General features: G+C 66.3%; 33 protein-coding genes and 2 pseudogenes. 18 read left to right on the top strand and 17 right to left on the bottom strand.

Annotated elements, in window-relative coordinates:
• Positions 1-43 precede the first annotated feature (43 nt).
• Positions 44-463, top strand: coding sequence for a hypothetical protein (locus BLV94_RS51905; protein WP_072943447.1), 420 nt, complete (start codon positions 44-46; stop codon positions 461-463).
• 40 nt (positions 464-503) lie between these two features.
• Here the strand turns inward: BLV94_RS51905 and BLV94_RS45540 are convergent, their stop codons facing one another.
• The gene (locus BLV94_RS45540; protein WP_072943449.1) at positions 504-1,538 is read right to left on the bottom strand and encodes a Gfo/Idh/MocA family oxidoreductase; all 1,035 of its coding nucleotides are present in this window, start codon (positions 1,536-1,538) and stop codon (positions 504-506) included.
• 128 nt (positions 1,539-1,666) lie between these two features.
• Here BLV94_RS45540 and BLV94_RS45545 point away from each other — a divergent pair, with 128 nt between their 5' ends.
• On the top strand, positions 1,667-2,254 hold the full coding sequence (locus tag BLV94_RS45545) for a hypothetical protein (protein WP_072943450.1): 588 nt from the start codon (positions 1,667-1,669) through the stop codon (positions 2,252-2,254).
• Positions 2,251-2,772, top strand: coding sequence for a hypothetical protein (locus tag BLV94_RS45550; RefSeq protein WP_072943452.1), 522 nt, complete (start codon positions 2,251-2,253; stop codon positions 2,770-2,772). The genes BLV94_RS45545 and BLV94_RS45550 overlap by 4 nt, the downstream gene beginning before the upstream one ends.
• A 43-nt stretch (positions 2,773-2,815) precedes the next feature.
• On the opposite strand, the gene BLV94_RS45555 is transcribed toward BLV94_RS45550, so the two are convergent.
• Positions 2,816-3,808, bottom strand: a complete 993-nt coding sequence (locus tag BLV94_RS45555; RefSeq protein ID WP_072943454.1) for a LacI family DNA-binding transcriptional regulator — start codon at positions 3,806-3,808, stop codon at positions 2,816-2,818.
• Positions 3,809-3,945: 137 nt separating this feature from the next.
• Between BLV94_RS45555 and BLV94_RS49055 the strand changes: the two genes are divergently transcribed.
• The 4 genes from BLV94_RS49055 to BLV94_RS45570 all read left to right on the top strand — a co-directional run bounded on the left by BLV94_RS49055 (position 3,946) and on the right by BLV94_RS45570 (position 7,599).
• Positions 3,946-4,170, top strand: a complete 225-nt coding sequence (locus tag BLV94_RS49055; RefSeq protein WP_143051476.1) for a hypothetical protein — start codon at positions 3,946-3,948, stop codon at positions 4,168-4,170.
• Positions 4,167-5,720, top strand: a complete 1,554-nt coding sequence (locus BLV94_RS45560) for a sodium:solute symporter family protein (protein ID WP_167372228.1) — start codon at positions 4,167-4,169, stop codon at positions 5,718-5,720. The genes BLV94_RS49055 and BLV94_RS45560 overlap by 4 nt, the downstream gene beginning before the upstream one ends.
• A 13-nt stretch (positions 5,721-5,733) precedes the next feature.
• Positions 5,734-6,735: a nitrilase-related carbon-nitrogen hydrolase gene (locus BLV94_RS45565; RefSeq protein WP_083395883.1), complete on the top strand. Its 1,002-nt coding sequence runs from the start codon at positions 5,734-5,736 to the stop codon at positions 6,733-6,735.
• 273 nt (positions 6,736-7,008) lie between these two features.
• A complete protein-coding gene (locus tag BLV94_RS45570; protein WP_072943513.1) occupies positions 7,009-7,599 on the top strand; it encodes a class I SAM-dependent methyltransferase in 591 nt (196 codons plus the stop codon).
• Positions 7,600-7,619: 20 nt separating this feature from the next.
• Here BLV94_RS45570 and BLV94_RS45575 read toward each other — a convergent pair whose 3' ends face one another.
• Complete coding sequence (locus BLV94_RS45575; protein ID WP_072943458.1) at positions 7,620-7,940, bottom strand: hypothetical protein; 321 nt, start codon at positions 7,938-7,940, stop codon at positions 7,620-7,622.
• Between the two features lie 240 nt (positions 7,941-8,180).
• Between BLV94_RS45575 and BLV94_RS45580 the strand changes: the two genes are divergently transcribed.
• The 3 genes from BLV94_RS45580 (at position 8,181) to BLV94_RS45590 (ending at position 10,228) form a co-directional block, all read left to right on the top strand.
• Positions 8,181-8,888 (top strand): SDR family NAD(P)-dependent oxidoreductase, encoded by a 708-nt coding sequence (locus tag BLV94_RS45580; RefSeq protein ID WP_072943459.1) that lies wholly within the window; start codon positions 8,181-8,183, stop codon positions 8,886-8,888.
• Positions 8,885-9,943: an S-adenosylmethionine:tRNA ribosyltransferase-isomerase gene (locus BLV94_RS45585; protein ID WP_072943460.1), complete on the top strand. Its 1,059-nt coding sequence runs from the start codon at positions 8,885-8,887 to the stop codon at positions 9,941-9,943. Before BLV94_RS45580 ends, BLV94_RS45585 begins: the two co-directional genes overlap by 4 nt.
• A 90-nt stretch (positions 9,944-10,033) precedes the next feature.
• Positions 10,034-10,228 carry a CsbD family protein gene (locus BLV94_RS45590; RefSeq protein ID WP_072943461.1) on the top strand — a complete coding sequence of 65 codons (195 nt, stop codon included), beginning with the start codon at positions 10,034-10,036 and terminating at the stop codon, positions 10,226-10,228.
• Positions 10,229-10,254: 26 nt separating this feature from the next.
• Here the strand turns inward: BLV94_RS45590 and BLV94_RS45595 are convergent, their stop codons facing one another.
• From BLV94_RS45595 to BLV94_RS48145, 13 genes and pseudogenes are all read right to left on the bottom strand, one after another.
• Positions 10,255-10,587 (bottom strand): gas vesicle protein K, encoded by a 333-nt coding sequence (locus BLV94_RS45595; RefSeq protein ID WP_072943462.1) that lies wholly within the window; start codon positions 10,585-10,587, stop codon positions 10,255-10,257.
• A complete protein-coding gene (locus BLV94_RS45600) occupies positions 10,580-10,789 on the bottom strand; it encodes a gas vesicle protein (RefSeq protein WP_072943463.1) in 210 nt (69 codons plus the stop codon). Before BLV94_RS45600 ends, BLV94_RS45595 begins: the two co-directional genes overlap by 8 nt.
• A 3-nt stretch (positions 10,790-10,792) precedes the next feature.
• Entirely contained in the window at positions 10,793-11,572 is a 780-nt protein-coding gene (locus BLV94_RS45605; RefSeq protein WP_072943464.1) for a GvpL/GvpF family gas vesicle protein, read from the bottom strand.
• On the bottom strand, positions 11,559-11,966 hold the full coding sequence (locus BLV94_RS45610; RefSeq protein ID WP_072943465.1) for a gas vesicle protein: 408 nt from the start codon (positions 11,964-11,966) through the stop codon (positions 11,559-11,561). The genes BLV94_RS45605 and BLV94_RS45610 overlap by 14 nt, the downstream gene beginning before the upstream one ends.
• Entirely contained in the window at positions 11,963-12,253 is a 291-nt protein-coding gene (locus BLV94_RS45615; RefSeq protein WP_072943466.1) for a gas vesicle protein GvpO, read from the bottom strand. The genes BLV94_RS45610 and BLV94_RS45615 overlap by 4 nt, the downstream gene beginning before the upstream one ends.
• Before the next feature lie 6 nt (positions 12,254-12,259).
• Entirely contained in the window at positions 12,260-12,511 is a 252-nt protein-coding gene (locus BLV94_RS45620) for a gas vesicle protein GvpG (RefSeq protein ID WP_072943467.1), read from the bottom strand.
• Positions 12,512-12,514: 3 nt separating this feature from the next.
• The gene (locus BLV94_RS45625) at positions 12,515-13,303 is read right to left on the bottom strand and encodes a GvpL/GvpF family gas vesicle protein (protein ID WP_072943468.1); all 789 of its coding nucleotides are present in this window, start codon (positions 13,301-13,303) and stop codon (positions 12,515-12,517) included.
• Positions 13,303-13,719: a gas vesicle protein GvpJ gene (gene gvpJ, locus BLV94_RS45630; protein WP_072943470.1), complete on the bottom strand. Its 417-nt coding sequence runs from the start codon at positions 13,717-13,719 to the stop codon at positions 13,303-13,305. The genes BLV94_RS45625 and gvpJ overlap by 1 nt, the downstream gene beginning before the upstream one ends.
• Positions 13,716-14,894: an SRPBCC family protein gene (locus BLV94_RS45635; protein WP_072943471.1), complete on the bottom strand. Its 1,179-nt coding sequence runs from the start codon at positions 14,892-14,894 to the stop codon at positions 13,716-13,718. Before BLV94_RS45635 ends, gvpJ begins: the two co-directional genes overlap by 4 nt.
• Entirely contained in the window at positions 14,891-15,613 is a 723-nt protein-coding gene (locus tag BLV94_RS45640) for a hypothetical protein (protein WP_072943473.1), read from the bottom strand. The genes BLV94_RS45635 and BLV94_RS45640 overlap by 4 nt, the downstream gene beginning before the upstream one ends.
• A gap of 266 nt (positions 15,614-15,879) precedes the next feature.
• Positions 15,880-16,209, bottom strand: a complete 330-nt coding sequence (locus BLV94_RS45645; RefSeq protein WP_083395884.1) for a hypothetical protein — start codon at positions 16,207-16,209, stop codon at positions 15,880-15,882.
• Positions 16,210-16,357: 148 nt separating this feature from the next.
• Entirely contained in the window at positions 16,358-16,567 is a 210-nt protein-coding gene (locus tag BLV94_RS48140) for a hypothetical protein (RefSeq protein ID WP_083395885.1), read from the bottom strand.
• Between the two features lie 65 nt (positions 16,568-16,632).
• Positions 16,633-17,450, bottom strand: a pseudogene (locus tag BLV94_RS48145) (cupin domain-containing protein).
• Between BLV94_RS48145 and BLV94_RS45660 the strand changes: the two are divergent.
• Positions 17,449-18,588, top strand: a complete 1,140-nt coding sequence (locus tag BLV94_RS45660) for an RNA-guided endonuclease TnpB family protein (protein ID WP_072943476.1) — start codon at positions 17,449-17,451, stop codon at positions 18,586-18,588. The pseudogene BLV94_RS48145 and the gene BLV94_RS45660 overlap by 2 nt on opposite strands.
• Positions 18,589-18,675: 87 nt before the next feature.
• Here BLV94_RS45660 and BLV94_RS49060 read toward each other — a convergent pair.
• Positions 18,676-18,801, bottom strand: a pseudogene (locus BLV94_RS49060) (cupin domain-containing protein); the annotation flags it as partial.
• A gap of 379 nt (positions 18,802-19,180) precedes the next feature.
• Between BLV94_RS49060 and BLV94_RS45665 the strand changes: the two are divergent.
• The 7 genes from BLV94_RS45665 to BLV94_RS45695 all read left to right on the top strand — a co-directional run bounded on the left by BLV94_RS45665 (position 19,181) and on the right by BLV94_RS45695 (position 25,286).
• On the top strand, positions 19,181-20,383 hold the full coding sequence (locus BLV94_RS45665) for a serine hydrolase domain-containing protein (protein WP_072943517.1): 1,203 nt from the start codon (positions 19,181-19,183) through the stop codon (positions 20,381-20,383).
• A gap of 41 nt (positions 20,384-20,424) precedes the next feature.
• Positions 20,425-21,474, top strand: a complete 1,050-nt coding sequence (locus tag BLV94_RS45670; protein WP_072943478.1) for a sigma-70 family RNA polymerase sigma factor — start codon at positions 20,425-20,427, stop codon at positions 21,472-21,474.
• 102 nt (positions 21,475-21,576) lie between these two features.
• On the top strand, positions 21,577-22,095 hold the full coding sequence (locus BLV94_RS45675; protein WP_072943480.1) for a toxin-antitoxin system HicB family antitoxin: 519 nt from the start codon (positions 21,577-21,579) through the stop codon (positions 22,093-22,095).
• Between the two features lie 51 nt (positions 22,096-22,146).
• The gene (locus tag BLV94_RS45680; RefSeq protein WP_072943482.1) at positions 22,147-23,025 is read left to right on the top strand and encodes a DUF4097 family beta strand repeat-containing protein; all 879 of its coding nucleotides are present in this window, start codon (positions 22,147-22,149) and stop codon (positions 23,023-23,025) included.
• Positions 23,025-23,987, top strand: coding sequence for an ATP-binding cassette domain-containing protein (locus tag BLV94_RS45685; RefSeq protein ID WP_072943483.1), 963 nt, complete (start codon positions 23,025-23,027; stop codon positions 23,985-23,987). The genes BLV94_RS45680 and BLV94_RS45685 overlap by 1 nt, the downstream gene beginning before the upstream one ends.
• Positions 23,984-24,772: an ABC transporter permease gene (locus BLV94_RS45690; protein WP_072943485.1), complete on the top strand. Its 789-nt coding sequence runs from the start codon at positions 23,984-23,986 to the stop codon at positions 24,770-24,772. The genes BLV94_RS45685 and BLV94_RS45690 overlap by 4 nt, the downstream gene beginning before the upstream one ends.
• Before the next feature lie 127 nt (positions 24,773-24,899).
• Positions 24,900-25,286, top strand: coding sequence for a hypothetical protein (locus BLV94_RS45695; RefSeq protein ID WP_072943487.1), 387 nt, complete (start codon positions 24,900-24,902; stop codon positions 25,284-25,286).
• The last annotated feature ends 8 nt before the right edge of the window (positions 25,287-25,294 follow it).

A 25,294-nucleotide genomic window follows, 5' to 3' on the forward strand; every position in this document is an offset into this window, starting at 1 on the left:
CACCGACGTCGCAATACAGGACCCGGCAATCACAGTCGACACGGTGGGCCCCAAATTCCGCATCACCGCCGATCAGGACATCGTCATCGACCGGCGAGCCACCGGATGCCGTCACGCCGTCTGGTGCAGCTCCGTTGCAGGCCTAGAAGACTCGCGCATCGCTCACGTGCTCGTTTCCGAGTTCCTCGCTTGCGGATGCGTAGTGTGGACGCAGGGCGCTCGCACCACGGGCAACGATCTGACGCTGCTGCACGAGCGGGCGCTGCTCGATATGGCGGCCGGTCACGTCTTCCTCCGGCAACACGGATTCGACGCCGTCGTCGCGGGCGGTCGCGCCGGAGGCGGTACCTCCGGCGGCAAGACTCGGTGGACCCGAGCGGGGCACTCGATCGAACTGCACCATGGGGCACGTGCGTACGTACTGCGGCAGTTGGTTTTCGTGGAGGAGTGCCTCGCCCCGTGAGCTTGGTGCACCGCTGCGGTGCAGCGGCAGTAGTTGCCCGTCAGTCGACGGGCGGCACGGCGACCGTGCGGCCGGTCTCGGCGGCCTCACGTGCCGCCGCCAGCACCGCGATGGTGCCGAGTGCGGTGCGCGCCGGAACCGGCTGCGGGCCGGCGCCGGCCACTGCGGCCGCGAACTCGGTGTAATAGTCCTGATACGCACCCCGCTGAGACGGGATCGTTTCCGGTCCTCGCGCCGTGTGAAGGACACCCCACCGTTCCGGTCGTTCGAGACCCCACCCGGTCGGATCGTCGACGGGCCGACTCCCCGCGAACAGCGCCTGCGCCTGAACGTCCGTGCCGTCCGCCACATAGCTGCCGGCACTGCCGAACGCGCGCAGCCGCCGTCCCTCGAGATGGTTGACCTTGGTCGACGAGACGGTCGAATAGACGCCGCTGCGGTGGGTGATGTTGACGACGAAGCCGGCGTCGGTGCGTCCCTCCGGCCGGTCGACGTAATCGAGATGTGCGTCCACCCGCTCGGCCGGACCGAGCAACCACAGCATCTGGTCGACGACGTGTGCGCCGATGTCCCGCAACAGCCCACCGGTCGGGCCCGCTTCGAGGGTGTCGGCACCGTCCAGGTCGAAATGCGACTCGACACGCCAGATGTCGCCGAGCCGCGGCAACACCGACTTCAGCGTGCGGATATCGGCGTCGTAGCGACGGTTGTGAAAAACGCTGAGCAGCACCCCGGCTTCGTCGCCGGCGGCGATCAACTCGGAGGCCGTCGCGACATCCGGTGCGAACGGCTTGTCCGCGACCACGTGCACACCCCGCCCGACCGCCTCGAGCACGAGTTCGCGTCGCGTCTGCGGTGGGGTGGTGATGGTGACGGCATCGACGCCGGAATCGATGAGCTCGCCCAGGCTCGGGAACACCGGCACTCCGGGGAAGTCGGCGGTAGCCTGGGCGACGCGGTCGGGGGAGCGGGTCACGATGCCGCCCAGTGTGATTCCCTCCGCCGCCTCGATGAACGGCGCGTGGAAATACCGGCCACCCAGGCCGTACCCGGCAATTCCAATCTTTACGGTCATGCCATGAGTCTATGTTAAGACATTCGAACAATCCACCGGTGTGCGCGGACGCAAGGGTCCGCAGTGGTGGCGCCGTTTTCGAATGAGCCATCGGGGTACACGGTCGAGGGACGAGGAGGTTTGAGGAAATGCCTGTTTGGGGATGGATCTTGATCGCGGTGCTCGTCGTGATCGCGGTGCTGGCGATCATCGCGTCCCGCTCGATCAGCAGTCGCAAGAGGACGGAACGGCTGAAAGGGCGGTTCGGCCCCGAATACGAGCGGACGGTCGGTGAGGCGGGCGACCAAGGCGCCGCCGAGAAGGAGCTCGCCGCCCGCGAACGAAAGCGGGAGAAGCTCGACATCGTCCCGCTGCCACCCGAGGCGCGCGCGAAGTACACCGATTCCTGGCGGACGGTTCAGATCGAGTTCGTCGACAACCCGTCGAGCGCGGTCGCCGCTGCGGACCGGCTCGTAATACACGTCATGCGCGAACGTGGTTACCCGATCGACGACTTCGATCAGCGCGCGGCCGACATTTCGGTAGACCACCCGAAGGTCGTCGAGAACTACCGCACGGCGCACGGTATCTATCTCGCGCAAGAGCAGGGCGACATCGGTACAGAGCAACAGCGGGAGGCGTTCGTGCACTACCGCGAACTTTTCGAGAAGTTGCTCGAGACGGATGAGAGCAAAGACGAGCCGAACAAGGACGAGTCGAAGGAGACGCGCGCATGACAACCCCAGACCGGCAACCCGAGGGCACCAGCCCGACCGGGAGCGGCGAAACGTCCACCGAGAACCCCGCCTCGGCGGTCGAGGGAACCGGATCACCCACCGGAACAACCGAATCTGCCCCCGAGGTTGCCGCCGCGCCGGCCGAGGGTGTCCAGCAGCCGACGGAGGTCCCGGACTCGGCGGGCGAGGCCCGACCCGCGTCGGCCGAGGAGGCTCGACCGTCCGCACAGGACGCCGACACGCCGGTCGGGCAGACACTGTTCGCCGAGGATGAACTTTCGGTTCTTCGCTTGCGCTGGGACGAGGTTCAGGCGGGCTTCGTCGACGATCCCCGAGAGTGTGTGCAGAAGGCGGACGGTCTCGTGTCGGACGTCGTCGACCGGATCACGACCGGGTTCTCGGAGGCGCGTTCGCGGCTCGAGGAGCAGTGGGCCCGAGGTGAAGAGGGCTCGACGGAGGACCTTCGTCTTGCGCTGAAGCGCTATCGCGAGTTCTTCCAGCGATTGCTCGAGCTCTGAGCGAGGAGTTCGAGGGCAAGTAAGTGGGGAGGGCCTGATTCCATTACTGCACAGACGAGGGAGACGTGCGTGACAGGTTCGCCGAATGATATCGGTGTAGCGGCGCGGCCGGCAGTGAGGTGGACAGCTCGACGAGGAGCTCCATGGCCTCTCGACCGAAACTGCGAGGAGCAAGATCCACTGCGAATATCTGCGAACTTCCCAACTCGCTGACCGGGTCACCTGCAAGGGATGCCACCCGAAAACCGTTCTCGCTGTCGGCGTCGGGCGCCTTCCCCAGCGCGTGCAGCATCGGCACGGCGCGAGCTGCCAATCCTTGAGGTCCGAAAACAATTGCGTCGACTTCACATTCGCCGACCAACCTCTCGAGAACGGCGAACAACTCGGCCTCGCTCGGGTCGGCTGGCAGACTGAACACAAGCGGCTCGAAGCGCTCTCGCAGGCACCACTGTTCAAAGCTGCGCGCCGAGTCCGCCGCCCACCTGGGGCCGTGGAACGACTCCAAGCCGATATATCCTGGACGCCGCGTTCCCGTTGACTCGAGTTGCCCAAGAACGAAATCGACGACCGCGGCATGGTCGATCTCGATCGTTCCCTGCGGCTCCGTGGGCAGTGGGCCGCTTCGCCCGGCAAAGACTATCGGGATCGATGCGCTGAGCATTCTCTCGACCACCGGATCCTCGTCCAGGGCATCGATGACGACCGCGCCGTCGACCTGAAAATGTTCGGACGTTCGCGTGTGCAGTGTGAGATCTCGCCCCACCGCCGCCGCCGCGTCCGCCGCCCCGAAAGCGAAATGCATGTAGAAGGACAATCCTCGAACCTCGGACGGGATATACAACCCGAAAGCCCCGGTGCTTCGCCGACGCAAAGACCGGGCTGCCCGATTCGACACGTACCCCATCGATTGCGCGGCCGTCATCACCCGCTGGCGAGTCGCCTCCGACACCCGCCCGGATCCGACCAATGCATCGGACACCGTCGTCTTCGACAGGCCGAGTTCGCGAGCCAGATCGACGATCGTCACTGTGGGCATGCCCCGATCCTACCGACCCAGCGATTCGGGAAACCTCGGTAACACCTCTTGACATGTGACATGGGTTACGAGCACGATTAATGCGTGCCGGAACGTTCCGGCATCCGCCTTCGGCGGCTCTACCTCGGAGTTTGCACATGACACATTCGACCCGCTCGCCCGCGAGTAGGTGGCGTTCCCCTGTCATCGCGGGGCTGCTGATGCTCGATTTGGCCGTCGGCTTGGCGCCGCCGCTGCATTGGCTTGCCGGCAACGGCACCGCCTTGCTGTCGATGGGGTACTTCCTCGCAGCCGGTGTGTCCATCACCCTGAGCCTGCTCGTAATGTTCGCCCTCGACTCGGACCCCGGTGATCGTCGATGAACATGCTCGTCGGATATGGCAGCGTCGCCGTCTTCTTCCTGATCGTCGTTGCCGCGTTGGAGCTGACCAAGCGGAAAGACGCGACGTTCAGCGAATACGCGACGGCAGGACGCTCGTTCGGATCGTTCTTCGGAACGATGGCGTTCCTCAACACCTGGCTGCCCGGAACGATGTTCATCTCGTTTGCAGGTCTCGCGGCGGGCGCGGGGGTCATTGGCTTCTACTCACTGATCTATTCGCTGCTCGCCGTCGTGCTGATGTTCTTCCTCGCCAAACCCGTGCACGATTGGGGTAAGCGGTACGACCTGCGAACTCAGGCGGATCTCCTCGGCGCCCGCTACAACTCACGAGCCGTGCGGGTGGTCGCAGCGCTGATCGGCATCGCTGCATCCTTCCCGTGGATCGTTCTGGGGATGCAGTCGCTGGCACTGGTGTTCCAGTACCTGTCGTTCGGGCGAATCGGCGGAGCGACCGCCGTTCTGATCGGGATCATGGTGATCGGGCTGCGACAGATCTGGACAATCCGATTCGGGATGCGCGGTGTGATCATCAGCGACATGGTGCAGGGAATCGTCGCCTACTTCGTCGGCACCCTCGTCATTCTCGGCCTGCTCACCTGGCTGGTCAGTAACGGCCACGGATTCGGTGACGTCGACCCGACCCACTTCGAGTTGCCGGGTCCGGGGAGCGCCTTGGGGCCTTTGTACCTTTCGTCGCTGATACTGACCGGTGCGCTCGGAGGGTGGTGTTGGCCGGACATCTTTGTTCGACTCTTCACTGCGAGAAGCGCCGCGACGATCAAACGTTCGGCGGTACAGGCGGCGCCGGTCCTGCTGATCTTCGGGGCGGCACTGACCCTGATGGCGATCGCAGCGTCCAGCGTCCCCGGTGTCGCGGAGGCACCCGACGATGTATGGTTCATCGCCGCCGGTGTCGGCGGCATCGGCTTGATCACCGTCGCCGGCATTTGCGTGGTCGCGGCCACCATGGGCAATGTCGGCGCCAACCTCCAGGCGCTCGGCACTCAGACCGCGAACGATATCATCGGTGTCGCCAAGGGGGTTCGGGTCACCGATCCAAGGATCGGACGCATCGCGGTGGGGGTGCTGACGCTGTTGGCGGCCCTCGGCGCTTCCGCCACCGTCGGTATCTCCTCCGGACTGATCACCCTCGCTCTCATCTCATACCAGGGCATCTGCCAACTCGCCCCGACCCTGTTCCTGGGCATCTTCTGGAGGAAAGGCACTGCAGCCGCGGCAGTCTCCGCGATGTCGAGTGGCTTCGCTACGGCAGCCGTGCTGCAGTGGCTCTACCCGGTGTCGATCCCATGGCTCGGGGGCCTGACCTCCGGCGTCGCAGCCTTGGCCGTCAACGCTGCCGTCTATGTGGCGGTGACTTACTCGGCGCCGATGAACGATACCGAACGCAACCGAGTCGGCCAGCTGTTCGACCGATTGAGCGAATCGAAGGCCGATCCGGACCCCGAAAGCCGGTCGAGCCCCGACACCGAATCCGATTCCGACACCACCAGCCAGTACACCCACCAGTAGAAGGCAACGCCCAATGAGACACACCCTCGCAACGAACCCACGGTCGGTGACCGTGGCGGCCACCCAGTTCGCCTGCACCTGGGACCCGCACACGAACCTCGAGACGGCCGAACGACTCGTGCGCCACGCAGCCGACTCGGGTGCTCAGATCGTAGCCCTCCCTGAGCTGTTCGAAACGCCGTACTTCTGCCAGACCCTCGGCGACGAGTACTTCGCCCTCGCTGTGCCCATCGACGAGAATCCGGCCGTCGAACTGTGCCGTCACCTCGCCCATGAACTGCAGATCGTCCTCCCTGTGAGCACATTCGAACGTGACGGCCAGAAGTACTTCAACAGCGTCACCATCATCGACGCCGACGGCAGGAAGCTCGGAACGTACCGGAAAACTCACATACCGGAAGGTCCCGGATATCACGAGAAGTTCTACTTCAATCCCGGCGACACCGGCTTGTCGGTGTGGCGCACGCGTTACGCCACCATCGGCGTCGGCATCTGCTGGGATCAGTGGTTCGTCGAATCGGCACGGATCATGGCGTTGCAGGGCGCAGAGATCCTGCTCTTCCCCACGGCAATCGGATCGAGTCCCATCGCCGATGACGGTCACGGTGAACACGCCACGGAACCGGGAGACCTGCAGGACACTGCTCTGCGACACGCCCATTGGCAGAACGTGCAACGCGGACACGCTGCCGCGAACATGATGCCCGTAGTGGCCGCAAATCGGGTTGGCTGCGAAAGCCAGGGTTCCACGCACATCGACTTCTTCGGACAATCCTTCATGACAAATCAACGGGGAGAAGTCGTCGAGGAACTCAGCGGCGACGGCGAGGGCGTCATCCTTCACGAATACGATTTGGAGCAGCTGCGCACTCAGCGAGCGAGTTGGGGCCTGTTCCGCGACCGCCGCCCAAATGCTTACGCAGACCTGACGGCTGGATCTCACCCTTCACCGAACAACTCGAGTTCAGATCAGCATCAAGGGGGTCGTCGGACCGTATCGGTAGGAACGTTCTGACCCAGACGCCGAAGGTGCGGTTCGTTCATCCCTTCGTGCACGGCCCGCACCCGAACCTCCGGGTGCGGGCCGTGACCTTGTGAGGAATGTGACGGCGTGCGACGGTGGCGAATGAGCGGATCGCGTGTACGAGGAACCGGCCGAGTGTCACGCATTGCTGTGTCACGATGGGTTGGCGCGATCGGGTGCAGGAAGGGGGCGGTGGTGTCGGAGCGATCAGGACCTCCAGCCGACGATCCGTTCGGCGGTCGGGAACCGACCAGCCACGAGCGGATGACGGGGCTGCCCTGGGATGCGTCGTACCACGAGGGCCGTGCGCCCTGGGATATCGACGGGCCCCAGCCGGCGATCGTGCGGGTGGTATCCGAGGGCGGATTCGCCGGAGCGGTCCTCGACGCGGGCTGCGGAACCGGCGAAAACGCACTTCACGTCGCCGCGCTGGGACTGTCGGTTGTGGGCGTGGATGTGGCAGAGACGGCGCTGGCGATAGCTAGGGCAAAGGCCGAGGATCGTCGGATCGAGATAGAGTTCGCCGCGGCCGACGCACTCCGGCTGGAGACGCTGGGACGCCGGTTCGCGACAGTGCTGGACTGCGGACTGTTCCACACCTTCGACGCCGGCGAGCGGCCGGGCTACGTGGCGAGTCTGGCCTCGGTGACCGAACCCGACGGGATCCTGTATGTGCTGTGCTTCAGTGATGACGGACCCGATGCCGGCCCGCACCCCGTCAGCCGGGAGGAGTTGAGAGCAGCGTTCAACCCCGGAGCCGGATGGACCATCACAGACATCCAACCGGACCGGATTCATACGCGATTCCACGACGACGGCGCACCGGCCTGGCTCGCGACCGTCACGCGGAGCTAGATATCGCGTGCGGCGCGCTGTTACTCGGCGTTGCCGGTCGGGAAGTAGACCGACCCGTCGCTACCGACGCAGCCGCCCTGGACGGGGCCGGGTCCGAAATAGGCGCCGTTGACCGAACCGGCGCTACCGGAGGAATTCGATCCGACTCCGGCTCCCGCGACGCCGACTGCCCCACAGGTGTAGCTGTTCGAGTCGCCCGGCTCGCTCTCCACCTGAACCTGGGTGCCGGGAGTCGTCGGATCCCCGTGCAGGTTCGGTGCTGCGGCCGCGATACCGGGTGCGGCGAAGGCGGCGAATGCAGCGGCCGCTGCGATCGCCGAGCGCACTGCGACTGTGTTCATGCGAAGTCACTCTCGATTCTGTTGGCGCCCGGGTTCGGCTCGCAGGCTTCCGCGCGGGTCGTGGCACGTGGCGCGTTCGTCTCACGGTAGGGACTCATTATCGTCCGATCGACCTCGGAATCCCACCCCTCGGTGCGGGCGTCCCGCTCGGACCGGCCCCGCAGGACAGCGGCCCTTGACATGAAGTGGACTTCAGGTTTCAAGATGGTGCCAGATGTCACTGGAGGCAAGGAGTCCGCGATGAACGGCACCAGAACGGCGCTGATCACTGGGGGATCGGCAGGATTGGGACGGGCGAGCGCACTCGCGCTCGCGGAGCGCGGCTGGGAGGTGATCGTCACCGGAAGGCGGGTCGAACCGCTCGATCGGGTCGCCTCGCGGGGGAGCACCATCACCGCCGTCCCCGGTGATGTGACGGATCCGCGGCATCGCGAGCGTATCGCCGAGGTGATCGAGGCGCAGGGGCGACTGGACCTGCTCCTCAACAACGCCAGCGCGCTCGGCCCCAGCCCCATGCCCGCACTGACCCGGTACCCGGAGGACGCACTGGCCCAGGTCTTCACGACGAACGTACTGGCCCCGCTCGCGCTGATCGGCGCGCTGATCGGGCAGATAAAGGCCGCGGACGGCACCGTGATCAACATTTCGTCGGACGCCGCGGTCGAGGCCTATGCGGGCTGGGGCGGCTACGGTGCGGCGAAGGCGGCGCTCGACCACGCGACCGCGGTACTGGCGGTCGAGGAGCCGGATCTCGCGATCTACGCGTTCGATCCCGGCGACATGCGCACCGCGATGCACCAGGCGGCGTTCCCCGGCGAGGACATCTCGGATCGGCCCGAGCCGGAGACCGTGGTCCCGGCCCTGCTGAGGCTGCTCGACACGAGACCGCCCAGCGGCCGGTACCGTGCATCCGACGTCGCGGCCGCGAACACCGGAGTGTCGTCGTGACCCGGTCGGGCAGCGACTCCGTGACCGAATTCCGGTTCGTCCTGCCGCAGCGGTTGGAGGCGAGCGGCCCGCCGGAGGAGCGGGGCCTGCTGCGGGACTCGGTGAAGCTGCTCGTGTCCGACCGGGGCAACTTGGTGCACAGCACATTTCACGACCTGCCCCGCTTTCTCCGGCCGGGCGACGTGGTGGTGGTGAACGCGTCGGCGACGTTGGCCGCGGCAATGGACGGCACCGTCGACACGGTAGGACCGGTGGTCGTGCACTTCTCCACCGAACTCGAGGGTGGCGACTGGGCGGTCGAGGTGCGAGCGCCGGGCCCGGTATCCGGAGCCCTCGACTCGGTCACGGAGGGAACGCGGATCAGGCTGTCGCGCGGCGCCGTTGCGACACTCCAGGAGCCCTGGCCCCGTGGTTCGACCCGGCTGTGGCGGGCCTCGGTCGACGGCGTCACGGACGTAGCCGCGGAACTGCTCGCCACCGCGGGCCGTCCGATCACGTACGCGTACGTCCACGAGCGATGGCCCCTGTCCTACTACCAGACGATCTTCGGCCGGACCGGTGGGAGCGCCGAGATGGCCAGCGCCGCGCGGCCGTTCACGCATCCGATCGTCACCGATCTCGCGACCTCGGGGGTGGTGACAGCGCCGATCCTGTTGCACACGGGTGTGTCCTCGCCCGAGCGCGGGGAGCCGCCGATCCCCGAGCGGTACGAGGTGCCGGAGCACACGGCGCGGCTGATCAATGATCGTCGCGCGGCGGGCGGGCGCGTGATCGCGGTCGGCACCACGGTGACCAGGGCTCTCGAGACCCGGGCAACGCCGGACGGGCTGGCGGTGGCGGGCGGGGGCTGGACGAACCTGGTGCTGAGCGCGGGGCGGCCGGCCCGCGTGGTGGACGGGCTGATCACGGGTTGGCACGCGCCCGGGGCTTCCCACCTGATGCTGCTCGAATCGGTGGTGGGCGCGGCGGCCGTCCGACGCGCCTACGACGAGGCACTCGCGCGCGGATACCTGTGGCACGAGTTCGGGGACAGCGCGCTGTTGCTGCGGCGGTGATCGCACGATCGGATGCGACGCCGCACGGGGCGTGATTGAAACCGGTGGCGCAGGGCAATCGGGAGGGACCGCAGAGGACAGGACAGCGTCATGAACATGGGAAAGAAGATCCGGCACAAGGTCGAAACCGCCGAGGGCGCCGCCAAGAAGGCGGTCGGCAAGGCCACCGGCAACGCCCACCTCGAAGCAGAGGGGAGCAAAGAACAGGCCAGGGGCAACGCCAAGCAGATGGGAGACAAGGTCAAGGACGCCGGAAAGAAGATCAAGAACGCCCTCAAACATTGATATCGACGACGCTTTCAGGGTCCGGCCTATTCGTTCGACAGCAGCGGCCCCAGCGGTCCGAGATCGATGTTCAGGTCCTCGGGTGTGAGATCGAAATGATCACGCAGCTCCGCCATGCGCTCCTCGAGCAGCATGAGCGTCGTCCCGATGCGTTCGATCTGGTCGTCGCTGAGATCGCCGTGCTCGACTCGGCGCAGCGCCTGCCGTTCCATCAACTGCCGCAGTAGCTCGACGATCGTCAGCACGAGGGTGACCAGGCCCTTCTCGACCGATTCGGGATCCGCGTCGATCCGCTGCGGCAATACCCGGCGACCGATGTCGCTCGGGACATCCGAATCGACAGGCTCGGGCTCAGCCATCGGTGGAATCCTGCTCGGCCGGATCTGGGACAAGTGCGCTCACCGACGCGATGAGCGTGCGCAGGGAGATGCGGACCATGTCGACGTCGGCGAGCGACAGCGTGATCTCACCGGTGATGACGACACCGCCGCCCAGCACCCGGTCGAGTAGATCGACGAGCGCGATGCGTCGAGTGTCGTCCGCGGGGACCATCTCACTCATGGCTCACCCGTCGATCCCGGCGAACGAATACGGCGGCCACGGTCCGGTCAATTCCAATGTGATGCCCGGACGTTGGGTGTCGAGTGCCGTGACGAGTGCAGCGAAACCCTCGACGCGATCATTGTCGACGAGGTAGGTGCCGTTGAAGATCATCCAGGCCCGCTTGCCGGTCAGCACCGGGTCGGTGACTTGCCGGCGTACCCCGTCGACGGCCCGGTCCAGGAGCGCGGTGTGAATTTCTCCCGCGTGGCTGGCCGCTTTGCGTTCGACGTCCTGCTGCGCGCTCAATTCCGCACGGCGTCGCAGTAGATACGCGGTTCCCTTTCCGGCCGCACCCGTCGGGGGCGGCTCCTCCTTCACGTCCTGCGACAGCGTCTTGGCGTCGCCGTATCCTTTGACGCCCCATTCGCTCCTACCGGTCACCCGGCGCAGCGTCGCACCGAACTCCTCCTGTCGTTCCGTGAGGAGGCGGCGGACGCGCTCGTCGTCGAGATAGAGGGTCGCCAATCGCAACGGAACGGTGGGGCCGTTGCGCAACACGGCCGCCACCACGGCGTCGTGGGCTCTCGCGGTTGCGGCGAGCCAGTCGAGGTCCTCGAGTTTGCGTTGCAGAGGCTCCTGCCCGAATTCGCCGAGGCTCACCGTCCCCACCACCGCGACCAGACCCGACGACGTCACCGCCCGGACCGGCTCGCCTGCCACGCCGGTGACCCCGGCGAGTTGCGCATCGCCGACGCCGTCCGTCGTGATGCTGTAGAGCCAGACACCGTCATCCGCGGTCATCGTCGCGCTCCTGACGCCTCGCCTCCACCTCGACCGTGTCGGCGGCCTCGACGGCAGGGTGGACCGACCTGTCGGACTCGAGTGCGGCAATCCGCTCCTTGAGCTTTCGATTCTCGAGTTCGAGGTCGCTGCTCTTGCCGGTCAGCCAGGGGTCGTTCTCCCACCAGTTGATCCCGACCTCCCTTGCCGTCTCCAGCGAGGCGATGACCAACCGCACCTTGATGGTCAACAGTTCGATGTCGAGCAGGTTGACCTGGATGTCTCCGGCGATCACGAGCCCCTTGTCGAGCACCCGCTCGAGGATCTCGCCGAGATTCGTCGACTGATGCCCGCCGCCGAATCCGCCGCCCGAACTCTGCGGAAGGTTGCTCGTACCGCCGCCGGCGATCGTCATGACTGCGTGCTCCCGCTGTCACCGACACCGCGGATGTAGCGGCGGGTTCTGCGGTAGGACAACAGTTCTCCATCCAGATCGACGACCACCTCGTACAACGCGAGCATGTCCGTCGACGACGGGATCCGCCGATCCTCGACTACTTCCACCTCGACCGTCCAGCCGTCGTCGGTCGGCATGACCGATGTGGCACCCAGGGGTTTCTTGCCGGTCAATTGCGCAATGTCACGCGTTGCGATCTCCGCGATCTCGGGTGCCGGCAACGGAGGTGGCTCCTCTTCTGCCATCGCCGATCACTCCCTCTCCGTACTGCTGGGCCGTGTCGTTCCGGTCATGCGGTCGAGGATGGCCTGCTGGGCCTGCTCTTCCTCCTCGGCGGAGATCTCGCCCGCCGCGCGTGCGTCCTCCAACTCCTCGAGCGCGCGCCGCGCACTCGCGGGGTTGTGGAGTTCCTCCTCGACCTGCCGCTGAATCAGCTCGGCAAGCGAGATCACCCCACGAACGGGGGCGAGCGGCAGCGTGGCGATGAACGACAGCAGGCCCATCGGTCAGCCCTCCGGCTTCTGCGTCACCACGAAGTCGTAGGCGGCGAGGGGTCCGAGCAGGCGCATCTCGACGCGGCCGTCCCACCGTTCGGCCAGGTCTCCGACTGCCTTCTCGAGTTCGTCCTGCCGGGCGACCTCGACGAGCACGGCCACCTGCGCGGCCTCCTCCTCGTGAGTCGGTTCCCGCACGTTGACCGAATCGGACAGCGACTCGAGCGCCTCGACCACCGTGCGCGTGTCTTCGTCCCGCTTGGCCTCGATGCCGTTGCTGACGATCTCGCCCAGCGCCATCCGGGCGTCGCGGGTGGTCTCCTCGGGCTGATTTCGGATCGCGTCGACCAGTTCGCCCGCTTGTTGGTTTTCCTCGATTATTTCCCGGAGGATCGCTTCCTCGACGTACCGCCCCTTCACGACGTACTGCGCTCGACCCTCGAGTTCCTTCAACGCTGCCGCGAACTCGTCGGCGTGTGCTTCGAGCAGTTCCTTCTCGACGGCGTCCTCATCGGTCATGACCGCCCCGAAACGAAGCGGGAGCACCGGTGCCACACGCGAGGTACCGTCCAGCACGTGCGCATGGGTTCGAAGGTCCTCGGGCTTGCCGAGCGGCCTGTCCACCGAGATCTCGCTGACGAGCGCCGCGATGTCGCCGTGCTTGACGATGCTGACCGGTCCGTCACACACGCCGACCGCGTCCTCTTCGGCTTCCACATCCGCGGGCACTATGCCGTACACGTAGACACCGCTGGTCCGCGGCTCCTCGGGTGCGTCGTTGGACTTTTCTGACGTAGACATCACTTGTCCCCTCGACTGGACTTGCGCGAAACCCGCTCGCGCTCGGGTTCTTCCTGCCCGCCGCCGAGGATGTCGCCGAGTTTGTCACCCGCGGCCTCGAGCGCACCCTTGGTTTTCGATTTGGCGCCACCCTCGGTGACGTCGCCGACCAGGTCCGTCAGACCCTTCGGCTCGCCACTGCCGATCTCGAGCCGGTTCACGGCCTCCGCGAACCGCAGATAGGTGTCGACACTGGCGACGACGACGCGCGCGTCGATGGTCAGCAGTTCGATACCGACCAGTGACACCCGCACGTAGGCATCGATAACCAGGCCCTTGTCGAGGATGGTGTCGATGACGTCGGCGAGGCTACTGGAGCTGGGGCCGCCGCTGACTCCACCACCTCCGCCGCCTCCCGCCGGTTGTATTGCCGTCATTGCCGCGCTCCTTGACGCGAGCCGGCGGATTTCTTGGCGGCAGTCTTACGCGGGCGGCCCCGCCTCTTCGGGGCTGCCTTGTCCTCGGCGGCCGCAGCGGTCTTGCGTGGGCGACCTCGACGTGCCCGCGGGGGTGTTTCCTCTTCCTCTTCCTCTTCCTCTTCCTCCTCGGACTCGTCTTCGTCGGTTTCCTCGGGCTCTTCCTGCTCCGACTCGTCCTGCTCCGACTCGTCCTGCTCGGGCTCCTCGTCTTCGCTCTCCTCGCCTTCGGTTTCGTCGGTTTCGTCGGTTTCGTCGAGCTCGTCCGACTCGTCCGGCTGCGTCTCTTCCTCGTCGGGCTCGACCACCTCGCCGTCCCGGATCTCCCCGCGCCAGCCCACCACCTCGTCGGGATGGAGAACGGACTGCGTCATGACGTGGCGTCCAAAGTGCTTCAACTCCAGTCGCGCTCGTCGTCCCTGGGCCCGCCAGATGTTGCCCGTCTTCTCGAACAGACCCTTCGGGTGATACTCGAGGATGAGGACGATGCGGGTGAGATCGGGAGTCACCTCGTGGAACGTCACCGCGCCGTCGACATAACCCTTGGCACCCTTCGAGTGCCACACGATCCGCTCATCGGGAACCTGCTCGATGATCGACGCTTCCCACGTGCGGTGCGACAGGAACACCTGCGCCTTCCACTCGAGCTTTTCGTCCGATTCCTGCTCCACCCGCTCGACCTTCTTCATGAAGGAGGGGAAGTCGGCGAACTGGGTCCACTGGTTGTAGGCGAGCTGGACCGGGACCCCGACATCGAGCGTTTCGACGATGTTGGTCAACTTGAGCTTCTTGCCCTTGCTGCCGCCACCACCGGTGACGGCCTCCTTGACGTCAGAGGCGGTGTCCTTGACCATTTGCTTGGCGCCCTGCCAGCCACCGCTCACCGCCGACTTGATCGGTGATTCACCCTCGGCCAGCTTCTCGGAACCGGTCACGGCGGCGAGCAGCCCGCCTCCGCCGCCCTCGGCGTAATCGGTGAGCCTGCCGGACGCGTTCTGCACCTTGTCGGAGACCGATGTGAGCGCCTTCTCCGTCACCGTGCCGACCAGCTTCTGCAGTGCGTCCTGCAGCACACCCGACGATCCGCCCCCGTCTCCCGGTGCGGCTTCTCGCAGTTTGTTCGCGGCGTTCGTCATCGTGCTGACCGTCCGCCGCGCCGGACGGGCGCGGAATCAGTCGTCGCTTTGGCCCGTGTCCGGCGGCCGCGGGTCGGGGCTTCCTCGTCGTCCTCGTCGGATTTCGCGCTGCGCGACCTGCTCGACGGCCGGGAGCTGCCATTGTTGCTGGACGCGCGTCGACGTGCGGCGGGTCGCTTGCGTGGAGCGGGTTCCTCCTCGTCGGCGGCTTCCTCCTCGTCGGGTTCGGGCTCCTCGTAGTCCTCGTCCTCGTCGGCGTACTGTTCGTCCGGCTCTTCGTCGACTTCGGATTCGTCGTACTCCTCGTCCTTGGACCGACCGCGTCGCTTGCGGCCGAGTTTTCCGAGACTGCTGAGTTTGCCGACCGAGTTACCGACACCACCCACAGTGTCGTCGACTGTGTCGCCCACGTCGCTGACGGCTTCGCCGCCGCCCGACAGAATCCGGTTGTTGAGCTGGTTGATGCGCTGACTTGCTGCGGTGACCGCCGCGGCCTTCGCCGCGCTGACCAGCTCTTGTCGAACCGAATCGCTGATCTTGGCGAACTCGGGGGAGTTCGCGAGCACCTTCGTGCCGCGTTCCAACAAGTCGCGTGGCCCGCCGGGGAAGCGTCCGGTCGCACCCGCGGCCGCCAGCATCAGTGCCATTTTCATCCTGTGTGTTCGGCCCAGCATGTACCCCGCGCCGACGGCCAACGCCACCTGACCTTTGGTTTTCATCGTCGAACCCCTTTACCGAGTAGTCGCCGGCGCACCTCTCGCCAACTTCGGCAATGTGTCGCAATACCGTGCGCGGTAAGGGGGCGCCGTCTCCCGACTACCCCAGCCGCACGACGCTCAACCAGCGGCAGAAAAGTCGGTTCGGCCGGCGTGCCGCGGAGCACGCTTTCTGCGTATTTACACGGGCGGTGGCGATATCGACGCGTCGTTGTCGTATTTCGAGAGTCGTTGAGTTGCAACGCGTTCCCTGTGACAGCGGGAAAATGTCACTGGGCGGCGGCTCGTACCGCAGCGACGATCACTGCGACAAGGAGCACCAGCAGAAGAACCACGAGTAATACGGGTCCGAGCAGCAGCGCGACGATCAGAAGGAGAACAAGGCCGAACTTGGCCTTTCCGCTCAAGCCGGATACCAGCGCCTTGATCGCGGCCCACACCGGATTCTTACCCGTCAAGGCGGCGCGAATGCCTTCGAGTCCGGCGCCGACCCCGGCGTTGCTGTGTATCACCTCGTGGACGAGCGACGCCAACCATTTCTTGAATTTCTGCCGAAGATTCTGCGCCTCCATCTCGCCGCGGTCCCGCAGTGCGTCCACGAGGTGGCGAACCTGGTCCTTCAGCCACTCGGTGACGTCCCCGAAGTCCTGCGGAACCGGATCGGGCAGGCGCGAGCGGCCGGCGCCGGAGGATCGGGTGTGGGCCGGTGCGGGGGACCCCGTGTCCCGGGGACGCTTCCCCGTCGGCTTAGTCGCGGATTCGGTGCCGGCATCCGTACGCGTCGGCCGGGCCGCCGTCTCGGTCCGCCGGGGAAGGCCGTGCCGCGATCCGGCCGATGCCGATGTCGAGGCTGCCGGCCGCCTGGGCGGGAGTGGCTGCCTCCGCGGCAGTCGACCCGGGGGAGCGTCGGCGAGCGCCGTCGACCGTGTCGTCGTCCTCTCTCGTGCGCCCATACACCCCAATTACCCTCGGGGAAATTCTTGAAACCGGAGCGGGAACGGCGGCAATCCGGGTACGGCGGGTTACCGCTCTCCGCGTTCGTCGAGCGGGTTGTTGCGGGTGACGATGAGCGGGTCGGCGGGGGTGAACGGGAAATTCGGCAGATCGCCGATGTGGGTGCCGAACGTGGCGGCGAGGACTTCGCGGGAGTACGCGCTGACCGATGCGCGGTATCCGATGTCACCGGGCGTCGGCTGGTCGAAGAAAATCAGAAAATGGATGTCGTCGGACCCCGCGACCTCGATGTGGTGTGGGTATGCGCGGGGAATGAAATACACGTCCCCCTGCTCGAGATACCAGGTGTCGAGGGAGCCGTCCGGGTCCATGACCGTCATCCGCGCCGATCCGTGCCGCACATAACACATTTCGCCGCCGACGGCACCACGGGATCGCCGATTCGCGCCGCCAGGGCGGTCCGCGGTGTCGCGTCGGAGAGCGGTGAAGTCGGAGGCGTCGAGATCGTAGGTGTTGCCGAGGACGGCATCGGTCATCGCGCCGAACGCGGCTCCGAGACCGAAGTCCTCGGGGCGCTCGCTCCGGAAGGCGATGAGAATTCCGCGACCTCGTCGCCGATGTTCTCGATGTGGTGCAGCGATCCCGAATCGATGTGGAATATCTCTCCGGCGCCGACAGTGAAGGTGGAGAACACGCTGCCGGTGTCGAGCACGGAGACAAGTGACGTTCCGGACAGGCAATAGGTGAGTTCGTTGGCGTTGGCGTGCCAATGCGAGGTGCGCATCGCTCCGGGGTTGATCCGTGAGTCTTTCGGCGCAACCCGGTCCTTCAGGGCCGGGATGGCCGATCTGGTTTTGTCGGACTGTGTGGCTAGTGTCTGGGTTATGGCGGGGAGGGTGGTGAAGCGGGCGTTCAAGTTTCGTTTCTATCCGACTGCGGTGCAGGCGGAACAGCTTGCTCGGACGTTCGGGTGTACCCGGTATGTCTACAACCGGGCGTTGGCCGAGCGGTCGCGTGCCTGGTCGCAGGAGCAGCGACGGGTCACCTACGCGGACACCTCGAAGATGCTCACCGGATGGAAGCGGGACCCCGAGACCGCGTGGTTGGCGGAGCCGTCGAAGGGGCCGTTGCAGGAATCGCTGCGGCAGTTGCAGGGCGCGTTCGAGAGGTTCTGGCGCACGCAGACCGGATACCCGAAGTTCAAGAAGAAGGGGCGGTCGAAGGATTCGGCGACCTACTACTCGAACTGCTTCACCCGGGGTGGGCAGGTCCGGTTGGCCAAGCAGTCCGAACCGCTGGATATTCGGTGGTCGAGGCCGTTGCCGGAGGGGGCGGTGCCGTCGCAGGTGACGGTGTCGCGTAACGCTCGTGGTCAGTACCATATTTCGATTCTCGTCGAGGACACGATCGCCGAGCCCCCGTCGACGGATCGGGTGGTCGGGCTCGATGCCGGGATCACCAGCCTGTACACGCTGTCGACGGGGGAGAAGATCACCAACCCGCGCCACGAGCGCACGGATCGTGAGCGGGTGGCGAAGGCGCAACGGATGCTGGCCAAGAAGCAGAAGGGATCCCGGAACCGGGCCAAGGCCCGACTGAAGGTCGCGAAGATTCATGGTCGGATCGCCGATCGGCGCCGCGATTATCTGCACACACTCTCCACTCGACTGGTGCGCGAAAACCAAGTGATCGCCATCGAGGATCTGAGTGTGCGGAACATGGTCAAGAATCGGTCGTTGTCTCGGGCGATCTCGGATGCGAGTTGGTCCGAGTTCCGGTCGATGCTCGAATACAAGGCCGACTGGTACGGGCGCCGGCTGGTGGCGATCGACCGGTTCTGTCCGTCGTCGAAGACCTGCTCGGTGTGCGGGGCGGTCGCCTCGGCGATGCCGCTGAACGTGCGGGAGTGGACGTGCCGATGCGGCGTCGTCCACGACCGCGACGTGAACGCGGCAAGGAACATTTTGGCCGTCGGACTGACGGTGGCAGCCTGCGGAGACGGTGTGAGACCGCCCCGCACCTAACGTGTGGGGTGGCGACTGTCGGTGAAACAGGAACCTCGGGACGCGAGTCTGGAGGGGAATCTCGGTCGTTCACGGCCGAGAGGAAGTCAACGACAGACCCTTCAGGATCGGGAAGGTGTCCGCTGTCACCCGGGTGTTGGAGCCGAGGTCGGATTGCTCGACGATCTCGCCGTCGGTCAACGAGGTGTTGTGAATGCTGCGTCGCGTGCTCATGGATGTGCCTTCCGTGTCGGACGGTTGCCTGGGACGGCCTCGGCGGTGGGAAGCAGTTCGCGCATACAGGTAGAAGTATGTCTTTCCGCAGTGAAATGTTCCGGTGATCGCGACGGAGTGAGTGGGCTCTCGGGCTAGGATTCGAAGAAGGCCTGCCAGCTGGTGCCGCCCGTCGGCGCGGTACTCGAACCATGGCGCCGAGGCGGTGATGGCGACGATGAGGGATTTCCCGGTGGAGTACATGCGGGGCCGGAGAAATGGAGTGGGTCGGTTCCGCACACTGCGCGCCACCCGCCTCGTTGTGATCGCGGCGTGCGGCGCACTCGTGATCGCTGGGTGCTCGCCGACGTCCGAGCCGACGACCTCGGAGAACGGTTCACTGCCTGCCGCGACGACGGCGACGGGGACCACTGCTTCGGGTTCGGCGCTCAATTCCATCGATCCGGCCACATTCCAGGCTGCGGTCGACGCTGCCGCCGAGGAGCTGATGATCCCCGGCGCGGTGGTGCAGCTCCGCACCCCGCAGGGAGACTTCGTCGCGGCGGTCGGCACCACGGAACTGGGCGCGGACACACCGCCGGCTGCGCAGACTCATTTCCGGATCGCCTCGAACACCAAGACCTTGACGGCGGCCCTGACGGTCCTGCTGGCACAGGACGGCAAGCTCCGGTTCAGCGACCCGGTGTCGACGTACGTCGCCGACGTGCCCAACGGCGAGAACATCACCATCGCACAGCTGTTGACGATGCGCAGCGGGCTGTACAACTACACGAGTTCGCCCGAGTTGGCGGCGACTTTGGACAGCGACCCGGCGAAGGCCTGGACGCCTCAGGAGGTCTTGGACATCGCGTTCAGCCGGCCGCCGAACTTCCCACCCGGCACGTCGTACGAATACAACAACACGAACTACGCGTTGCTGGGTCTGATCGCCGAGAAGGTCGGCGGTCGCCCACTGGCCGAGCAGTTCCAGGAACGGTTGCTCGGGCCGCTCGGGCTGAACCAGACCTCGCTACCCGCCGCCGACGATACGGCGATCCCGGATTCGTATTCGCACGGTTACATGTACGGCGAATCGGCCTACGCCCTGGTGGACGAGCCGTATCCCGCCGACATGCAGGCCGCCGCGCGGGCGGGAACACTGCAACCCCTCGACTACACCAACCAGAATCCGTCCTACGCCACTGCCGCCGGGGGCGCGATCTCCACCGCGGACAACCTGGCCACGTGGATCCGGGCGCTGGTCTCCGGCGAAGTGTTGAATCCGGAATACCAGCAACAATGGCGGGACAGTCTGCAACCCGAGGACCCGGACGCACCCGACGGGCAGCAATACGGTTACGGGATCAGCTACCAGCGTTTCGGGCCGAACGCGTCGATGTATTACCACGGCGGTGAGCTGCCGGGCTTCAACTCGTTCATCGGGTACGACCCGGACAACGGCGTCGCGCTCGTGATCTGGGCGAATCTGACTCTGTCGCCCGAGGGTAAAACCACCGCGAACGCGTTGCTGCCCACCGTTCTCGACGAGATCTACGCCGGGATGTCGCTGGCGCCGACACCGGCCCCTACCCCCACCAGGTGATGCCAGGTGCGTGAGTCGTCGGTGGGGCAGAATCGTCCCCTGTGAGCGACAACTCCGTTCGAACACCGCACGCGCCGGTAGATGCCGACGATCCCGACCTGGCCAGAGCCCGGGACGGAGACGACGCCGCGTTCACGCGGCTGGTCGGACCGTTGCGCCGGGAGCTGCACGCCCACTGCTATCGCATGCTCGGCTCCAGCCACGATGCCGACGACGCCCTGCAGGACGCTCTGCTGCGGGCGTGGCGCGGATTCGCGAAATTCGAAGGCCGCAGCGCACTGCGCTCCTGGCTGTACACCGTCGCGACGCGCACGTGCCTGGACGCCGTCGAATCGCGCGGTAGGCGGGCCCTGCCCGTCGACCTGGGTCCGTCCAGTGATCGCGCCGTCGTCGGCGACGTCCCGCTCACCGAAGTGGCGTGGCTGGGTCCCTACGCCGATGCGGGACTGGCCGCCGGTGCGGTGGGGCCGGCCGCCCGCTACGAGCAGCGCGAGGCCGTCGAACTGGCATTCGTTGCGGCACTGCAACATCTGCCGGGCAATCAGCGGGCGGCCCTGCTGCTCTTCGAGGTCCTGGGGTTCTCCGCCGCCGAGATCGCCGCCGCCATGGACACGACGACGGCGTCGGTGAACAGCGCGCTGCAGCGGGCCCGGGCGATCGTGGCGGAGAAGATTCCCTCGGTGACCCAGTCTCGAACTTTGCGAGAAATCGACGACGCGCATCTGCGTGCCCTGGTCGCCGGGTACTCCACCGCGTTGGAACGCGGTGATGCCGATGCTCTGGTCGCTCTGCTGACCGAGGACGTCACCTGGTCGATGCCACCGATGGCGCACTGGTATCGCGGCATGGCCGCGGTCACGGATTTCGCGGTCCGGGTCCCGCTCACGGGGTGTGGTTCGTGGCGCCACCTGCCGGTCGGTGCCAACGGCCAGCCCGCCGTGGCCTTCTATCTGTGGGACGAGGACGCCGGCACCCACCTCCGCTGGTCGATCACGGTGCTGACCCTGCGTGGCACCAAGATCGCGGAGCTGACCTCGTTCATCGGTGCGGAACACTTCGAGCCGTTCGGGCTGCCTGAATTCCTGCCGTGACCTGCGCGCGCGGTGACCGATTGCGCCGCCGTGACACCACGGTGGCACATCGATCCTCGGCCGAGTCTTGCGATGGTGCCAATGTGATGCCATGATGGCACCATGGATCTCACGCCCTATGTCGCGTCCCTCCGTCACGAACTCGCCGTAGCCGCCGAGGCCGGGGGAGAGGACGCCCGTGCCCTCGCCGAGCGACTCACCGCACCACTGGAGTCCGGGGTCCGGCTCGCGCTACTCGACGCGCTGTCGGCGGCCGCCAGTGAAATCACCCGTGACCTCGCACCGGGTTCGGTGGATCTTCGTCTCCGCGGACGTGAGCCCACGTTCGTCGTCACTCCCGCGCCGGTCGAGCAATTGTTCGAGGAGCAGGCCGCATCCGGTCCGGACATGTCGCCGCCTCGGATCCCGGAAGTGGAAGACGGCGCCATGACCCGGATCAACCTTCGTCTCCCGCAAGACCTCAAGGATCGCGTCGAGGAGGCCGCTCGGGAGGCAGGGCTGTCCGTGAACGCCTGGCTCGTCCGGTCCGCGGCCGCGGGGTTGGAGTCCGACGGCGGCAGTAATCGTTCCGAACGGCGTGCCCCACGCGGCAATGACCGTTTCACGGGCTGGGTGCGCTGACCCGACCGGCCCGTCCTTTCATTCGCCACCACCACATTCCGGAGGACAACCATGCCCACTTTCAGCACCCCGGCGCCGATCTCGGCCACGGTCGAACTCGTCGTCGGCGACGCACGGATCACGGCGAGCGACCGCCACGACACGGTCGTGGACGTGCGCCCCAGCGACGGCTCGCGGGAATCGGACGTTCGCGCCGCCGAGCAGACCCGCGTCGAGTACTCCGCAGGGAGACTGCTGGTCAAGGCGCCGAAGCAGCGCGGTCTCGGCCTGTTCGGCAAGGCCGGTTCCGTCGACGTCACCATCGCGCTGCCGACCGGCTCCGAGTTCGAGGGCGAGGCGTCGGTGGCGACGTTCCGCGGCGCCGGACGGCTCGGCGCGTGCCGCGTCAAGACATCGGCGGGGGACGTCCAACTCGGCGACACGGGCCCGCTCGACGTGCACACCGGGGCCGGCACGGTCACCGTGGACCACGTTGCAGGTGATGCGGACCTGAGCACGGGGTCGGGAAAACTCCGCGTCGGCGCGATCGACGGCAGCGCCGTGATCAAGAACTCCAACGGCGACAACTGGATCGGCACGATCGGCGGCGGACTGCGGGTGAAGACGGCGAACGGGGACATCTCCGTCGACGACGCCCGCGCCGACCTCGCCGCCGCAACCGCGAACGGCGACATCCGCATCGGGCAGGTGACGCAGGGCGCGGCGTCGCTCGGAACCGGTCACGGTCGAATCGAGATCGGCATCCGCTCCGGGACCGCCGCCCGGCTCGACGCGCACACGTCCTTCGGGAAGGTCCAGAACCGTCTGGACTCCGTCGACCGGCCCGAATCGACGGACGACACGGTCGAGGTGCGCGCCCGTACCGGTTTCGGCGACATCGTGATTCGCCGCCCCGATTCCCAGAAGTCGACCAGTCGAAAGGCAGAGTGATGACAGCATCGATCACCACCCGGTCCGCAATCACCACCACCGGGCTGCGAAAGTCCTACGGCGACAAAGTCGTCCTCGACGGCATCGACCTCGACATCGGTGAGGGAACGATCTTCTCGCTCCTCGGGCCCAACGGCGCAGGCAAGACCACCATGGTCCAGATTCTGTCCACCCTCATCGCTCCCGACGGCGGCAAGGTGAGGATCGCGGGTCACGATCTCGCCCGCGAGCCCGACGCGGTTCGGTCCACCATCGGTGTGACCGGCCAGTTCTCCGCGGTGGACAACCTCCTCACGGGTCGCGAGAACCTGATGCTGATGGCCGATCTGCACCACCTGCGGCGCGACGCGGGCCGCGCCCGGGCCACGGAACTGCTGGCCCGGTTCGATCTCGTCGAGGCGGGCGCGAAGCCGGCCGGGAGTTACTCCGGTGGCATGCGCCGCCGGCTGGACCTGGCGATGACCCTCGTCGGCGATCCCCGGATCATCTTCCTCGACGAGCCGACGACCGGTCTCGATCCGCGCAGTCGCCGCGCCGTGTGGCAGATCATCCGCGAACTCGTCGCCGACGGGGTCACGATCTTCCTCACCACCCAATACCTGGAGGAAGCAGATCGGCTCGCCGACCGGATCGCACTCCTCGACGGCGGCAGGCTGGTCGCGGAGGGAACCCCCGAACAGCTGAAGAGGCTCGTTCCGGGCGGCCACATCACCCTGGCGTTGCCCGGGGTGCGCGAACTCGACGCCGCATCCCGGCTGCTCGGCGACGTGACACGGAACGAGGAAGCGCTCACCCTGCAGGTTCCCGGCGACGGCAGCGTGCAATCGCTGCGCGCGCTGCTCGATCGGCTCGACCACGCGTCGATCGAGGTCGAGAACCTGACCGTCCACACACCCGATCTCGACGACGTCTTCCTCGCGCTCACCGAGCGCGCCGCAACCAGGAAAGAGAGCGTGCGATGACGACCATGGGTTACGCGCTGAGCGATTCGGCGACGATGCTGCGACGCAACCTCCGGCACATGATCCGGTACCCGTCGGTGACTGTGCTCCTCGTCGGGATGCCGATCATCCTCCTCCTGCTCTTCGTGTACGTGTTCGGCGGCACGCTGGGAGCGGGACTCGGCGATCCCGACGGCGGACGCGGCGCCTACATCGACTACGTGGCACCCGGAATCCTCCTGATGACCGTGGCCAGCGCCGCCCAGGGAACCGCGATCTCGGTCGCCACCGACATGACCGAGGGCATCATCGCCCGGTTCCGGACTATGGCCATCGCACGGGTGTCCGTGCTGACCGGGCACGTCATCGGCAGCATGATCCAGACACTGATCAGCCTCGTCCTGGTCGTCGGTGTCGCCGTGCTCATCGGTTTCCGGCCCACCGCCGGACTCGGCGAGTGGGTAGCGGCGACGGCCGTGCTCGCGATGTTCACGTTCGCACTCACGTGGCTGTCCGTTGCGTTCGGGCTGGTGTCCAAGAGCGTCGAAACGGCGAGCAACCTCCCGATGGTGCTGATACTGCTGCCATTCCTCGGCAGTGGGTTCGTCCCCACCGACTCGATGCCGGCCGGTCTCCGGTGGTTCGCCGAGTACCAGCCGTTCAGCCCCGTCATCGAGACCATCCGCGGACTGCTTCTCGGCGGTCCCGTCGGCAGCAGCGCAGTGCTCGCGGTCGGCTGGAGCGCCGGCATCGCGCTGCTCGGCTACCTCTGGGCGAAAAGACTGTTCAACCGGCGCGTGAACTGACGGCTTTCACCCGTGCCGACGGGCGCTCACCGCGGTACTCTTCCGATGCCGCGGTTTCGCCACCGATGATGCAGCCGCAGGTTACAGTCGGAACCGGTTTTTCCTTCTTCAGCAGGGTGGGATCGCGATGAACTTGATCAAGAAATCGGCAGCATCGGTCCTCGTCGCAGCGACGGTGACACTCGGAGCGGGCACGGCACATGCCGACCCCGTCGTGCCGAACACGGGAACGCCGGCCCTGGCGATCCCCGGTCGGCACGAGGTCGACAAGCAGAAGGCCCTCGAGAACATGCTCAACGAACTCGGCGTCGGCTGGGCCAACGGGGGAGCGGCCGGCACCGCGATCGGTGCGCTCATCGGTCTCGGCGTCGGATGTGTCTCGATGTTCCCGGGCAGTCTCGCCGGCTGTATCATCGGCACGCCGATCGGCGCGATCACCGGTGCGATCGTCGGTATGGGACAGGGCAACCCCAAGGCGCAGCAGGCCATCCAGGAGTACATCAACACGCCGTGAGTCGTTGT

It is taken from the genome of Rhodococcus koreensis, assembly GCF_900105905.1.
GTDB classification, from domain to species: Bacteria; Actinomycetota; Actinomycetes; order Mycobacteriales; family Mycobacteriaceae; genus Rhodococcus_F; species Rhodococcus_F koreensis.